We start from the raw sequence: 14,765 nt of genomic DNA on the forward strand, positions 1-14,765 counted from the left end.
CGAATAAGGATACGGGACCATGCGCATCGAACGTCGTTTTACGAAGGCCGGCCAGTCACCCTATGCGGACATCGAATTCCGCAAGGCGACGAGTGAGATCAAGAATCCTGACGGTTCGATCGTGTTCCGCCTCGAAAACATCGATGTACCCGCGCAGTTCTCGCAGGTCGCCGCCGACATTCTGGCGCAGAAATATTTCCGCAAGGCCGGCGTGCCCGCCAAGCTGAAGAAGGTCGAGGAAAACGACGTTCCTTCCTTCCTGTGGCGTTCCGTGCCCGACGACGCCGCCATGAAGGATCTGCCGAAGGATCAGCAGAGCGGTTCCGAAACGGATGCGCGCCAGGTCTTCGACCGCCTCGCCGGCACATGGACCTATTGGGGCTGGAAGGGCGGCTATTTCTCCTCCGAGGAAGATGCGTCTGCCTTCCGCGACGAGCTCGCCTATATGCTCGCCACCCAGCGCGTGGCTCCGAACTCGCCGCAGTGGTTCAACACCGGCATGCATTGGGCCTATGGCATCGACGGCCCTGGCCAGGGTCACTATTACGTCGATCCCTTCACCGGCAAGCTCACCAAGTCCAAGTCGGCCTATGAGCATCCGCAGCCGCATGCCTGCTTCATCCAGTCGGTCGAGGACGATCTGGTCAACGAAGGCGGCATCATGGACCTTTGGGTTCGCGAAGCTCGCCTCTTCAAGTACGGCTCCGGCACCGGCTCGAACTTCTCGATGCTGCGCGCCGAAGGTGAAAAGCTTTCCGGCGGCGGTCGTTCCTCCGGTCTGATGAGCTTCCTGAAGATCGGCGACCGCGCTGCCGGCGCTATCAAGTCCGGTGGCACGACACGCCGCGCCGCCAAGATGGTGGTCGTGGACATCGACCATCCGGATATCGAGGAATATATCAACTGGAAGGTCAAGGAAGAGCAGAAGGTTGCCGCCCTCGTCACCGGCTCCAAGATCGTCGCCAAGCACCTGAAGGCGATCATGAAGGCGACGGTCAATTGCGAAGGCGACAATGACGATTGCTTCGACCCGGCCAAGAACCCTGCCCTGAAGCGCGAGATCCGCGCTGCCAAGAAGGATCAGGTTCCGGAAAACTACGTCCAGCGCGTCATCCAGTTCGCTCGCCAGGGCTACAAGGATCTTGAATTCAAGACCTACGACACGGACTGGGATTCGGAAGCCTATCTGACCGTATCCGGCCAGAACTCCAACAACTCGGTCTCGATCAAGGATGACTTCCTGCGCGCCGTCGAGAATGATGGTGACTGGAACCTGACCGCCCGCAAGGACGGCAAAGTCGTCAAGACGCTGAAGGCCCGCGACCTCTGGGAATCCATCTCCTACGCCGCCTGGGCATCGGCCGATCCGGGCCTGCACTTCAACACGACGATGAACGACTGGCACACCAGCCCGGCTGCCGGCCCAATCCGCGCATCCAACCCGTGCTCGGAATACATGTTCCTCGACGACACGGCCTGCAACCTCGCTTCACTGAACCTGATGACCTTCAAGGACGCGGCGACGAAGCGCATCAACATTGCCGATTACGAACACGCCGTCCGCCTCTGGACCGTCGTTCTCGAAGTTTCCGTGATGATGGCGCAGTTCCCCTCGCGCCGTATCGCTGAACTCTCCTATGAATACCGCACGCTCGGCCTCGGCTACGCCAATATCGGCGGCCTGCTGATGTCGTCTGGCATTCCCTATGACTCGGACGAAGCCCGCGCCATCGCCGGCTCGCTGACCGCGATCATGACCGGTGTCGCCTATGCGACCTCGGCCGAAATGGCCTCCGAACTCGGAACCTTCCCGATGTTCAAGCCGAACCGCGAAAACATGCTGCGCGTCATCCGCAACCATCGCCGCGCCGCCTATGGCGAGACCTCGGGCTATGAGAACCTGTCGGTCAATCCGGTGGCGCTCATCCATGCCGACAATCCGGACCAGGATCTTGTCGCCCATGCCAAAGCGGCCTGGGACAAGGCGCTGGAACTCGGCGAGAAGCACGGCTATCGCAACGCACAGGCAACCGTCATCGCGCCGACCGGCACGATCGGCCTCGTCATGGATTGCGACACGACCGGCATCGAGCCGGACTTCGCCCTGGTGAAATTCAAGAAGCTCGCCGGCGGCGGCTACTTCAAGATCATCAACCGCGCCGTTCCGGAAGCGCTGCGCACGCTCGGCTATTCCGAAAGCCAGATCGCCGAAATCGAGGCCTATGCCGTCGGCCACGGCAACCTGAACCAGGCTCCGGCCATCAACCCGTCGACGCTGAAGGTCAAGGGCTTTACCGCCGAGAAGGTTGATGCCGTCAACGCCGCTCTCAAGAGCGCCTTCGACATCAAGTTCGTCTTCAACCAGTGGACGCTCGGCGCCGACTTCCTGAAGGGCACGCTGAAGGTTTCCGACGAGCAGATGGCCGATATGAGCTTCAACCTGCTCGACCATCTCGGCTTCTCCAAGAAGGACATCGAAGCCGCCAACATCCATGTCTGCGGTGCAATGACGCTGGAAGGCGCTCCGTTCCTCAAGAACGAACACCTCGCCGTCTTCGATTGCGCCAACCCCTGCGGCAAGATCGGCAAGCGCTACCTCTCGGTCGAAAGCCACATCCGCATGATGGCGGCAGCCCAGCCCTTCATCTCGGGCGCTATCTCCAAGACGATCAACATGGCCAACGAAGCGACCGTCGAGGATTGCAAGAACGCCTACATGCTGTCCTGGAAGCTCGGCCTCAAGGCCAACGCGCTCTATCGCGATGGCTCCAAGCTCAGCCAGCCGCTGAACGCCTCGCTGATCGAGGATGACAGCGACGAGGATGCGCTGGAGGAATTCCTGCAGGCGCCGGCAGCCGCACAGGCCGTCACTATCACGGAAAAGATCGTCGAGCGCGTGATCGAAAAGGTCGTCCGCACGCAGGAAAAGCTGCCGAGCCGCCGCAAGGGTTACACCCAGAAGGCCAAGATCGGCGGACACACGATCTTCCTGCGCACCGGCGAATATGACGACGGCCGTCTCGGCGAAATCTTCCTTGATATGAACAAGGAAGGCTCAGCTCTGCGCGCCTTCATCAACAACTTCGCGATCTCCGTCTCGCTCGGCCTGCAGTATGGCGTGCCGCTCGAGGAATATGTCGACGCCTTCACCTTCACCAAGTTCGAGCCGGCCGGCATCGTGACTGGCAATGACGCCATCAAGAACGCGACGTCGATCCTCGACTACGTGTTCCGCGAACTGGCGATTTCCTATCTCGGCCGTCACGATCTTGCCCATGTCGACACCTCGGACTTCAACAACACGGCGCTCGGCCGCGGCGTTTCCGAAGGCAAGGCCGATGTCGTCTCCAAGGGCCTGACCCGCGGTTACAAGCCGACGCTGGTTCCGACATCGGGCGAGCGTTCGGCAGACGCCAAGGGTTCGACAACGGCTGCCCCTGCTCGCGCCGCATCGCTTTCAACCGTAACCGCCTTTGCCGGCAACACGGTTCGCAAGCTGGAGCCGGCAAGCTCCGTCTCGACCTCCGAAGTCGTCGCCTTCAAGCGCGATTATGAGGAGCGTGCGAAGGAACTGGCCGAAGAGATCGCAGAGGAAGTCATCTCAGAATCCGCGACAAGCCTCTTCAGCGACAACGCGGCAAGCGAAGCTGCCAATGCCAAGACGGAAGCCAAGAAGCTGGAATCCGAACGCCGCGCCCGCTCCATCATGCAGGGCTACACCGGCAACATGTGCACGGAGTGCCAGAACTTCACGATGGTCCGGAATGGAACTTGCGAGAAGTGCGACACCTGCGGCGCGACGAGCGGCTGCAGCTGAGTATTGGCTGATCGCATAGAATGATGTGAACTGCGTCGTATCGACGTTACGTTCGACGCAAAGTCGGTGTCATTACGCAAACAAACGTTCACCGGGTCCGCGATGACCCGGTGAACTCGTTTCGGCGCTATTATGGCAGCTCCTGACCATTGGCATTGCCCGCGCCGGCGGACAAATGAGTCAGGCAAAGCATTAATCACGCGCCAGGATATCGCCAATGGGATGGGAAGCACTCGCGCAATGGGGTGAAGACGCAGTTCGCCTCGAACCACTCACAGGTGGGGTTGCCAACGATGTGTGGAGCGTTCGCATCCATGGGCGAATTGCCGTCGCTCGTCTCGGTGCCAGAACCGACGCCGATCTTGGCTGGGAAACCGCCCTGCTCCAGCACCTCGATCATGAAGGCATGACCGTTCCTGTGCCGATTCCGACGACGGACGGCCGGCTGTTCGTAGACGGCCTGACGGTAATGAAATACTTAGAAGGCGGACCGCCCGAGACAGGGGCCGATTGGCGTCGGGTTGCCGACACCCTGCGCGAGCTGCACCGGCTGACGCAGGGCTGGCCTCAACGGCCCGGCTGGAAATCGTCGACCGACCTCCTGCATGCCGAAGCCGGAACGAGGATCAATCTTGCCGCGATGCCGCCCGAAGGTGTTGCTCGATGTCGAGCAGCGTGGGCGCGTCTCGTCGGGCGTCAGACATGCGTCGTCCATGGAAATCCCAACAACCCTGGCAATATACGCATGACGGCAGATCGCGTCGCGTTGATCGACTGGGACGAGTCACATGTCGACGTTCCGGACCTTGATCTCGTATTGCCCGACAACGCTGCCGATCTCACCGATGGTGCTTATTATATCGCCGCGCAGGCATTTGCGGCATGGGAAGCCGCCGCCTGCTGGCAGGACGAATATGCGGTCAAGCGGCTTGCCGAAGTTCGAGCGGTCTGATGGGCTTCGACGGAATTGCCGGTGCCTTGCCCGTGGGGAGACGCTTTTTAGCTGAATCGCCGTTCATGCCACATCACCTCGGATGTCCCGATTTCGGGCACGAAATGGCGGAAAATCATCCATTTTGATTGAAATTGTCGTTGTCAGCTATATCTGCCGTACTTCCGCGCCGTGCCGCATAGGTGTCCGGCCTTTCGACGCATTCTATTGCTAGATCGGCCATCAGCGCATCGGCGATAGTGGTCCAGTCGCAGGAGGCACCATCCTGAAAACCGGCAGCGATATCAAGAGCATCCAGTATCTGCGCGCCATCGCGGCGATCTCCGTTCTTTGCTTTCATGTGAGCGAAACATACGGCCTGAACTTCAAGATCGGGGCGGCGGGGGTCGATATATTCTTCGTCATCAGCGGCTTCATCATGTGGGTTACGACGGTTGGAAAACCGATCGGCCCGCAGGAATTCATGTGGCGCCGGATTATCAGGATCGTGCCGCTTTACTGGATTGCGACATTGACAACATTCACCGTGGCCGTTTTGAAACCGCAATTCTTCTTCGACACGAATTCGAGCATCGGCAACCTGCTGGGTTCGCTGCTTTTCGTGCCTATCGTCAAAGATGAAGCACTCCATCCCGTCGTCGAGCAGGGCTGGACCCTGTCCTACGAGATGTTCTTCTATCTTATCTTTTCAGTTTCATTGCTCCTGCCGGAGTTCCGCCGGCTATGGTTCCTGATCGCGGCCTTGAGCGCCATCGTCGTTGCGCATTTCCTGCTGCCCACCGGATATGCCGCCATCTTTACGCAGCCGATCATTCTGGAATTTGCCGCCGGAATCGTCATCGGGCATCTGTGGAAGCAGGGATATCGGCTGCCTTTTCCCGCCGCAGTGGGCTTATTGATCGCAGGATTCGTGCTGCTTGTGGCAAGCGATCCGCTACCCCATTTGGAACGGGCGATCCGTTGGGGTTTGCCGGCGGTGCTGCTGTTGTCCGGCGCCGTTTTCGCGGAGCGGGAGCGAGGCGTGCCGCAGCTGGCATTCCTGCATTTCCTGGGGGACGCCTCCTATTCCATCTACCTTTGGCATGTGTTGACCGGCATCATGGTTACTGCCCTGCTTTTACGCATCGGAATCCCGCATGGCATGCAACCTGCCTTGATCGCACTGGGATCGCTTGCCTTCGCTATCGTTTGCTATTGGTGTATCGAACGCCCAATCCAGCGCAAAATGCGATCGTCGCGCCCACGTCCGGCAATTGCCGCTGACGGATGAGAACGGATTGGGTGGTGGCGTAGACTGCATTGCGGTCTTTGAGATTCGCCTTTAGCACGAAGCCGCCGCACATTTTTGAGACGCCAGGGCCGGGATTGGTCGCTCAACGATGCTTACGGCGTCCCTCCGGATATTTTCGCTGTGCTTTCGATGATAGGGCAAGCTTGCGGGATCGGCCGATCGAACAGAACTGCAATGCCGCAATCCGAAGTGAACATCTTTTCATCGTTATGTCCCACACCCGGCACCTCGACCACCTTCTGATTCAAACCGGATGGATGCCGCTTTGTCATATAGTCGAAATAAGTCAACCCGCGCGCAAGCCGATAGGGTCCCTGCGCCATTGCTCCGCAGGAACGGTCAATGAAGTGGGTATAGGGATTGGTGTCCGCCTGCCCCAGCAGATAGACGACATTGCGCGAGGCATATCTGGTTTCGAGGAGTTTTGGATCCTGCGTGGACACGTAAGGCGGTGCGCCTATCAGACCATAGCGCCATTGCGTCGCCTTCGGACAAGCGACCAATCCGGCTTGCTGATCCGGCAAGGCCGGCCGTTCATTGTCGAAATAAAGATAGCTTGAAGGATTGGCGACGAGATAGCGGACGGAGATGCCGGCGCTCGTCAAATCTTCGACCTCTCTTCCGACCACGGCATAGCGCTGGACCAATTGCGCTCCCGCCGAATGCCCCATCACGACGATGGTCTTCAGCGATGGATACAGGCGGCGATCGGCGAAGTGCTTGAGCAGGGCATCGAGCGCGGCAAACGAACCAATCGGCGCCGGCTGGCGCGCGGGTTCTCCGCCTTTCCAGCCATTCTGCGTCCAGGCGAGTGTCTGCGCATTCAGCGAAAACGCATCCACGTCAGGCCTTATCAGGAATTGCGGCGCGACCACCATCGTTCCATCGGCAAGATCGCCTGCCTTCGCAAGCAGTTCCTCTCCGGCCGCGTAGTAGGCATCGGCGTTTCGGAGCGTGCCGTGAATTATGATCAGCACCTTCGTCACGTCGGGCGACGCCGCCTCGATCGCGTGATCGGCGTAAACGGGCAACTCCCCTTTGCCATCAGGCGTGTCGATGAGCAGGCGTTGATCCGCGACCTGCTTGACCGGCTCGTAGAGCCGCGCGTGCTGGGAGGCGGCATTGGCTAATTGAGCTTCGCTTGACATACCGATTGCGACCAATGCTGCAATTGACAGTCGGAAGAAAACCCGGCCCTGAATGCTTCGCAGAATCTTCATCTGTAAAAACTCGGCTGAGATGGATGACAATGAATACAGCAGCTTCCAACCGAGCTGAAGACGGCCGGCGATCCAAGGTGCGCCGGTCCTGCCGGAAGCCATGGTGATTGAACGGGCACGTGGGCCAGAATCCGTCGTCCCGGCAAAGAATTCTTTTCCGCATGGCAAATAGGCTTGCCGGAAATTGTCGCCCTTGAACGTCAGTTCGCTGTTGATCTCACATCTCCGCTCGAAAACCTGCGACAGAGCGCCCGACCCGTGGCATAAGGCCCCCGAAAAACTTTCTTCGGGCCTCGCGTAACCATGATTCGTATCGAAAATATCAGCAAGCAGAACAGCCATCGTATCCTCTTCATCGAGGCATCCGCTGCGCTCAACAGGGGCGAGAGCGTCGGGCTTGTCGGCCCGAACGGCGCCGGCAAGACGACGCTGTTTCGGATGATTACCGGCCAGGAGCAGCCCGATGAAGGGCAGGTTTCCGTCGATAAGGGCGTCAGCATCGGCTACTTCAATCAGGATGTCGGTGAGATGGAGGGGCGCAGTGCCGTCGCGGAAGTCATGGAGGGCGCCGGCCCCGTGAGCACGGTGGCTGCCGAGTTGCGCGAGCTGGAAGCTGCGATGAGCGATCCGGATCAGGCTGACAGGATGGATGAGATCATCGAGCGCTATGGCGAGGTGCAGGCACGCTATGAGGAACTCGACGGCTATGCGCTTGAAGGCCGCGCCCGTGAAGTGCTCGCGGGTCTGAGCTTCAGCCAGGAGATGATGGACGGCGATGTCGGCGCGCTCTCTGGCGGCTGGAAGATGCGTGTGGCACTTGCCCGCATCCTGTTGATGCGCCCCGACGTCATGCTGCTTGACGAGCCGAGCAACCATCTGGATCTCGAAAGCCTGATCTGGCTCGAATCCTTCCTGAAGGGCTACGAAGGCGCGTTGCTGATGACCTCGCACGACCGCGAGTTCATGAACCGCATCGTCACCAAGATCATCGAAATCGATGCCGGCAATCTCACCAGCTATTCCGGCGATTATGAATTCTACGAGCAGCAGCGCGCGCAGAACGAGAAGCAGCAGCAGGCGCAGTTCGAGCGCCAGCAGGCCATGCTCGCCAAGGAAATCAAGTTTATCGAACGCTTCAAGGCGCGCGCCTCGCATGCCTCGCAGGTGCAAAGCCGCGTGAAGAAGCTGGAAAAGATCGATCGCGTCGAGCCGCCGAAGCGTCGACAGACCGTCGCCTTCGAATTCCAGCCGGCGCCGCGCTCCGGCGAAGACGTGGCCGTGCTGAAGAACGTCCATAAGAAGTATGGCAGCCGCAGCATCTATGAAGGGCTGGATTTCATGGTACGCCGCCGCGAGCGTTGGTGCATCATGGGCATCAATGGCGCCGGCAAATCCACCCTGCTCAAGCTGGTGGCAGGCGCAGCAGAGCCGGATGAAGGCAGTGTCAATCTCGGCGCCAGCGTCAAGATGGGCTATTTCGCCCAGCACGCCATGGATCTGCTGGATGGAGAGCGCACCGTATTTCAGCAACTAGAACATGACTTTCCGCAGGCAGGCCAAGGCTCGCTGCGGGCGCTGGCTGGTTGCTTCGGCTTTTCCGGCGACGATATCGAAAAGAAATGCCGGGTGCTATCGGGCGGCGAGAAGGCGCGGCTCGTGATGGCGATCATGCTCTTCGATCCGCCGAACCTCCTGGTGCTCGACGAGCCGACCAACCACCTCGATCTCGACACGAAGGAGATGCTCATCCAGGCGCTGTCGCAATATGAGGGCACGATGCTGTTCGTCTCGCACGATCGGCATTTCCTGGCCGCACTCTCCAATCGCGTCCTGGAACTGACGCCCGACGGCATCCATCAATATCCCGGCGGCTACACTGAGTATGTCGAGCGCACCGGCTATGAGGCGCCTGGCCTCAGCAGCTGATGCTTACCAAATTGGCGCTATTGCGTATTCACTGACGGTGCGGCACCGGCATTGATGACGGCGACGGGTGCCGTCCTGCCGCGCACACGGATTTCAATGCGGCGTCGCGCCTCGACGGCGCCGCGCTGGCCCGAGGTGACGGTATCGCCGGGCAAGATGAGCTGCGCGGCGGACATCGGCAGGATGGTGGCATCCTTCAGCTTCGGATTGGCCTTGAGCACATTGGCAACGGCAATGGCGCGGGCAAGGCCAAGCCCGGCATTGTCGGCCGGCAGCAGGGCGGAGACCGGCAGCTTGCCGTCCATTGCGCCGATGATCGTATCGTCGAGATTGGATTTTTCGCGCGCCACCGGTTGCTCGTCGGTGTGGCCGATCACTTCGACGATATTGGCGCCATAGAGGCTCAGATTGCTGGCGATTTCATCGGTGATGGTCGTGCTCAGAAGCTGGGCGAAGGTGCCTGTCAGTTCAGCGCTGCCCGATTGGAAATAGTTCTTCTTGGCATCGTCGAGATTGATGATGGGCGGCCAGTCGTGTGCGCCCTTCCCGCCCGCGTTGCCGGCCAAGAGCTTGTTGACCTCATCGGGTGCTGCCGCCAGCGAAACACCATGCTCCTTCAGAACGGCGGCAACCTTGGAAAGCGATTGCAGATCGGCCGTTGTCGCGCCCTGATCCGCCATGCTGTCAAGTGTCTCCTTCGCCAGCACCAGCTCCCGCCATTGCTTGTCCACCACGGCCTTGTCGGCAGCGGAGAGATCGCCGGAGACGACCTTGGACTGGAGAAGCACGATCTCAGCCGCCTGCTCCGCTCGCTTCTTTTCCAGCACCGCGACTTGCTGCTCGGCCTTCTCAAGCTTCCGCTCGACTTCATAGCGCTTATTTCTCTCAGCGGAAATCATGGCGGCGGCCACGAGCAGCAGGCAGAAAACCAGAAGCAGCATGGATTCGGCCATCGTCAGGCCAAGGATGAGGCCACGATTATAGCCCTTGTGCTCCAGTTTCGGCTTGTTGTCCGAGCCTCCTGCTACCATAGATGCCACCAGCGTTTTCGCGCCAGAGCCGTAGGCTCGGCAGCGATATCACCGTCGGCCTTCGGCAGCGGCGTCTGCCCCATCGCTTCGGCCATCCGGCCGAGCGCCAGCTCGATATTGCGCAATGGCTGTAGTTGCGCCTCCGACATCTCCTTGATGGCGGCGATCGCCGGTGCCAGCTCGGCCCGCACCACATCTTCCGGCGCACGGATCTCCTCGAGCTTTTTGCCGACATTCTCGACAGCGGTACCGAACGTGCCGATGATCTCGGACAGCTGCGAGGTCGTCGCCGTCAGCTGCGCGGCGGCGTCATTGATTGGGGTCACTGCTTGCTTCGCCAGCAATTCCAGGATCTTGTTGATCTCCTGACCATTGCGCTCGGCCTGCCGTGCGATCTCCTCGAATCCTTCCGACAGCATCTGGTTGCTGACGCGCCGGTAATGCGAGAATTCGCGCGACGACGAGTCGAGTTCGGTGCGCACGCGCCGCGTCATCTCGGCAAGCTCGTGGCGGACGCTGCGCTCGATGTCGATCGGGTCGCGCCGCATCTGGTTGAAGAGGATGCGCAGCGTCACGCCGGCAATGGTCGAAGTGACGGCGATGCCGAAATTGCGGACGATGGTCTCGATCGATGTTTCGCCGGCAAAGAGATAGAGCGATACGCCGAGGCTCGACAGGGTGAAGAGGAAACCCATGTAATAGAGGTTATCGCCCGCCTGCTCATTGTGCAGCCGGAACCCGGCAACGGCCAGCGATACGATGAAGTAGATCCCCATCAACACCAGCGGCACACCGGTCACGATGGGCAGTGACCACCCCATGAGCTTCGACGACCAGATGAAGATCATGCCGCCCACGGTGATGAAGGCGAAAAGCACCAGCGGCCCGTAATCGCGGATGAGATATCTGGCGTCGGTATCGGCCATCAGCGTATCCCCTCCAGCCGCACGAAGCCGCCAAAATCACCGTTGCTGTTCTTGATCCATTGCGCCCAGAAATTCGCAAGATCCTCCATGCTGAACTTCATGTTGGGCCTTTGAAAGGCAAGGATCTTGACCGTGACGCCATTCAATGAGGTGCGGAAACGTTCGTTTGCCGGGCTTTGCAGGTATTTTTGATAGGAGACGCCATCCCGGTAGTTGGAGAAGGCGGTCGTATGCTCGATCATGTCGGAAGCGATGTAGAGGCGCTTCGAGATGCCGCCCGGCGCATTGGCGAAGACTTCCAGGTTGATCTTCTGGATGGCGGCCATGATCGGCGAAAGCCGGCCGGACTCGCCCGCGGTCAGCTTGCCGGCGATATCGGCGAGCGGCTTCTGGAAACCCTTCTCCCAGCGCGCCTGCGCCAAGCGCGGATTGCTGGTCCATTCATCGACGCTCGCGCCGCTTCCCGGGTTGCAGCCGTGGAAGGTCTGGATCAGCTCCCCTTCCTTCTCGGTAAGCGCATAGATATCGATGGCGCCGCCGATCGGCACGTCCGCGACGATCTTCTGGAACTCGTTGCGCAGATCGAGTGCCGTCGTATCTGATATCGGATCGGTGACATCGAGCAGAATGGCCGTTTCCGCCTTCGCGCCGTCCAACGGGCAGAGAGACGCCTGATCGACGGCGACATTGCCGCTTGCCTTGTAGCGCAGCCAGCCATAGGCGCCGACGATCCCGAGGGACAGGACGGCGAGACAAACCGTTGCGATGATGAGACCGGCGGATCCGCCGCGCCGGCTACGCCGCTTGCGTCGCGCCAAGGATGCTCTCCGGGAAAAGATTGTCGAGCTGATGGTATTTCTCGATGGCGCGCTCGAATTCGTCACCAATCCGCTTGATCTGCTCCGAAAGCTCCGCCTGGGCACTCTGGATGCGCGAGCCCAATACCTTGTCGTCCCATTCCTCTTCCGTGCGAATAACGGGCGTCAGGCGCTCCATCTTGTAAGCGGCTTTGAAGTATGACGGCTCCGGCTCGGTGCGCGCGGCCCGGTTCGCATCGCGATAAGAGGTGAGCAGCACATTGGCGGCACGCTCGAGATGGTTCTGGTGTTCGGCAAAGAGACCCGCGGTCCTGGCGCGATGCGCGATGATGGCAGCCGTTTCCTGACGGCGCAGCGAGAGGTCGCGGATGATCTCCTCGATCTTGCTATTGTGGTCGTCGCGGATCTCGCGGAGATCTTCGATCAAATCAAACTTGCGGTCGATGTAACTGTCCCTCGCCGCATCAAGGCGCTTCTGCACGCCGGCAAAGCCGGGATAGGGATCGGTCAGATAGCAGCCGTCGATGAAGGCGACGAGCGAGAACATCAGACCGATGGCAAAGAGCATCCAGGAGTTCAGCTCCTGCAGCCCGAGCGGCGCGGTCTTGAGCCGCTGGATCACCTCGGCACCGGCTCCGCTCAGGATCGTCGCGGAGACCTCGCGATAATGTGCCAGCGCAATATTGATGCCCAAAGCCACGGCGACATAGGCGATAAGCCCCAGCAGGCCGAGCAGCTTCAATGCAAAGGAGCGATGCACCAGAAAGCGAACGCAGAAGAAAGAGAATATCAACGCCATGCCGATATTCAGGAAGGCGAAGGCGGCAGCCTCGGTTACACCACCGACGAGACCCTGCTCGCTTCCCTTAGCAAGAAAGCTGCCGTTCATCACCATTTCGATGAGCACGAGGAAGACGATCAGCGAGACCTTGAAGCCCCAGGCTGCCCTGCTTGAAACCTTGGCGGCCCGCTGCAGCTTGTGCCTGGCCTTGAAGCTCACCATTTCATCCTCGGCGGTTTTCAGATTGCGGCGCAGGCCATGCAGCTCGTCGACGCCGCTTGCCACTTCCGCCTTGAAATCCGAAACGCTTGACGCGTTCGCCTGGCGGATCAGCCCGAACTGGCCCTCGAAATCGAGGTTGCGCAAGCGGCTGTCGAAGGTCTGGAACTGGTCTTCAAGGATCTGGTAGGAGCTTTTCTTCTCCGCCTCGACCCAGGCGACGATGCGCTGTTCGGTCTCGTCATACGACTGAGCATCAGCCGGCGGCCGGTTCTGACGCCCGGCAGCCGCACCCTTCTCCTTCAGGTCGAGGGTCGTGCCTAGTTTTTCGATATCGACGACGGGAAACACATCCGTCGAGGCGCGGAAATCATGGCTGGTCTCCCGAACACTATCCCAGAGACGGTTGAGGGCTTCGAAACGCAACGATCTTCCCCGGCGAATTCATCAACTTAGAAAGGACAATTGAGAAATCGATATCGCACCGGTTGTCCACGGTCCAGAGCGATCTAGCCGAAGTTAGGATGCGATTGTGGTAAAGACTAGCCCAAGCCCATGTCGGACGAAAAACCTCTTACTCAAACCGGACAAGCGTGGTGAATTGCGAGAGACCTGTGGTGCCGAAAGGCCCGGTGATTTTTCCGTATCAATTGCCAGCAATCTGATAAACCACTCACCAAATCATGGTCTCGCCTTATCTTGGCAGGCATGCGGTCTCGTTCGGAGCATCAAATCATGACGCCCTCCCCCTTCAAGAACATCTGTGTCTACGGCGCCGGCGCGCTCGGCGGTGCGATTGCCGCCAAGCTCGCCTCCTCCGAAGAGAGCCAGACCAAGGTTTCCGTCGTGGCGCGCGGAGCCCATCTGGAGGCCATTCGCGCGGGCGGCATAAGCCTCTGGGAGGCGGATGCGGACAGTCCCCTCGTTGCGCAGATGACCGCAACCTCCGATGCGGGAGAATTGCCGCCACAGGATCTCGTCATCACCGGCCTCAAAGGTCATCAGCTTGCCGCAGCCGCTCCGGGTATTGCGAAACTGCTGCATTCCGGCACCCGTGTCGTCATGGTACTCAACGGCATTCCGTGGTGGTATTTCCACCGGGACCGTCAGAGCGGCCATGCTGAATACCAGATGGAAGAGCTCGATCCGAACGGCGATCTCTGGCGCTTGATCGGGCCGGAGCGAGTCATAGGTTGCGTTGCTTATCAGGGAGCGGAGGTCGTCGCACCCGGCGAGGTCAAACTCGCCAACAACGGACATTTCATTCTTGGCGAGCCTTCCGGCGAGACGACGGGCGATATCGAAGCCATCGCAGCACTGCTGCAGCGGGCCGGCGTCAATGTCTCCATTTCCTCGCGCATACGCGACGATATCTGGAGCAAGCTCATGGGCAACGCCGCCTTCAATCCGATCAGCGCGCTCACCCGCGGTTTGATGTCCGATATCATGGAGGATCCCGCGCTTGCGACCATGGTTGGCCAGGTGATGAGCGAGGTGAAAGCGGTTGCCGAAGCATTGGGATCGCACATCGCCATGTCCGTGGAGGAACGTCTTGAGCGTTCCCGTCAGATCGGCCCTGTACGCACCTCGATGCTGCAGGATCTGCTTGCCGGCAAGGCGCTGGAAATCACGCCCCTCGTCGGTGTCGTCGTTTCCCTCGGCAAGCTCGCAAATGTGCCGACGCCGGTCTCGGCGACCATCCTGGCGCTGGTGACGCAGCTCGACTGCAAGAACCAGCAAAGCGCCGAATAAGCGACGCGATCTCAAGCGGATTTTCCGCCGCC

General features: G+C 59.9%; 11 protein-coding genes. 5 read left to right on the plus strand and 6 right to left on the minus strand.

All coding sequences use genetic code 11. The features are described 5' to 3' along the window. Positions 1–19: 19 nt before the first annotated feature. Both ACYJRZ_RS12110 and ACYJRZ_RS12115 read left to right on the plus strand, forming a co-directional pair. Complete coding sequence (locus tag ACYJRZ_RS12110) at positions 20–3,817, plus strand: vitamin B12-dependent ribonucleotide reductase (protein WP_459459177.1); 3,798 nt, start codon at positions 20–22, stop codon at positions 3,815–3,817. Positions 3,818–4,034: 217 nt separating this feature from the next. Next, positions 4,035–4,769, plus strand: coding sequence for a phosphotransferase enzyme family protein (locus tag ACYJRZ_RS12115; RefSeq protein ID WP_459459178.1), 735 nt, complete (start codon positions 4,035–4,037; stop codon positions 4,767–4,769). A 115-nt stretch (positions 4,770–4,884) separates the two neighbouring features. Here ACYJRZ_RS12115 and ACYJRZ_RS12120 read toward each other — a convergent pair whose 3' ends face one another. Further along, positions 4,885–5,109, minus strand: coding sequence for a hypothetical protein (locus tag ACYJRZ_RS12120; protein WP_459459179.1), 225 nt, complete (start codon positions 5,107–5,109; stop codon positions 4,885–4,887). Here ACYJRZ_RS12120 and ACYJRZ_RS12125 point away from each other — a divergent pair, their 5' ends adjacent. Continuing rightward, on the plus strand, positions 5,110–6,039 hold the full coding sequence (locus ACYJRZ_RS12125; protein ID WP_459459180.1) for an acyltransferase family protein: 930 nt from the start codon (positions 5,110–5,112) through the stop codon (positions 6,037–6,039). Between the two features lie 113 nt (positions 6,040–6,152). Here the strand turns inward: ACYJRZ_RS12125 and ACYJRZ_RS12130 are convergent, their stop codons facing one another. Further along, a complete protein-coding gene (locus ACYJRZ_RS12130; protein WP_459459181.1) occupies positions 6,153–7,208 on the minus strand; it encodes an alpha/beta hydrolase in 1,056 nt (351 codons plus the stop codon). Positions 7,209–7,583: 375 nt separating this feature from the next. Here ACYJRZ_RS12130 and ACYJRZ_RS12135 point away from each other — a divergent pair, with 375 nt between their 5' ends. Then, positions 7,584–9,206, plus strand: a complete 1,623-nt coding sequence (locus ACYJRZ_RS12135) for an ABC-F family ATP-binding cassette domain-containing protein (RefSeq protein ID WP_459459182.1) — start codon at positions 7,584–7,586, stop codon at positions 9,204–9,206. A gap of 17 nt (positions 9,207–9,223) precedes the next feature. Here the strand turns inward: ACYJRZ_RS12135 and ACYJRZ_RS12140 are convergent, their stop codons facing one another. Genes ACYJRZ_RS12140 through ACYJRZ_RS12155 form a run of 4 tightly spaced genes read right to left on the minus strand, consistent with a single transcriptional unit; the run spans position 9,224 to position 13,407 of the window. Continuing rightward, positions 9,224–10,237: an OmpA family protein gene (locus ACYJRZ_RS12140; protein WP_459459595.1), complete on the minus strand. Its 1,014-nt coding sequence runs from the start codon at positions 10,235–10,237 to the stop codon at positions 9,224–9,226. Further along, positions 10,231–11,163 carry a hypothetical protein gene (locus ACYJRZ_RS12145; protein ID WP_459459183.1) on the minus strand — a complete coding sequence of 311 codons (933 nt, stop codon included), beginning with the start codon at positions 11,161–11,163 and terminating at the stop codon, positions 10,231–10,233. The genes ACYJRZ_RS12140 and ACYJRZ_RS12145 overlap by 7 nt, the downstream gene beginning before the upstream one ends. Next, positions 11,163–11,981 (minus strand): hypothetical protein, encoded by an 819-nt coding sequence (locus tag ACYJRZ_RS12150; RefSeq protein ID WP_459459184.1) that lies wholly within the window; start codon positions 11,979–11,981, stop codon positions 11,163–11,165. Before ACYJRZ_RS12150 ends, ACYJRZ_RS12145 begins: the two co-directional genes overlap by 1 nt. Continuing rightward, positions 11,959–13,407, minus strand: a complete 1,449-nt coding sequence (locus ACYJRZ_RS12155; RefSeq protein WP_459459185.1) for a hypothetical protein — start codon at positions 13,405–13,407, stop codon at positions 11,959–11,961. Before ACYJRZ_RS12155 ends, ACYJRZ_RS12150 begins: the two co-directional genes overlap by 23 nt. A 309-nt stretch (positions 13,408–13,716) precedes the next feature. On the opposite strand from ACYJRZ_RS12155, the gene ACYJRZ_RS12160 reads away from it, so the two are divergent. Then, positions 13,717–14,733 carry a ketopantoate reductase family protein gene (locus ACYJRZ_RS12160; RefSeq protein WP_459459186.1) on the plus strand — a complete coding sequence of 339 codons (1,017 nt, stop codon included), beginning with the start codon at positions 13,717–13,719 and terminating at the stop codon, positions 14,731–14,733. Positions 14,734–14,765 lie beyond the last annotated feature (32 nt).

This window comes from Rhizobium sp. No.120, assembly GCF_054558365.1.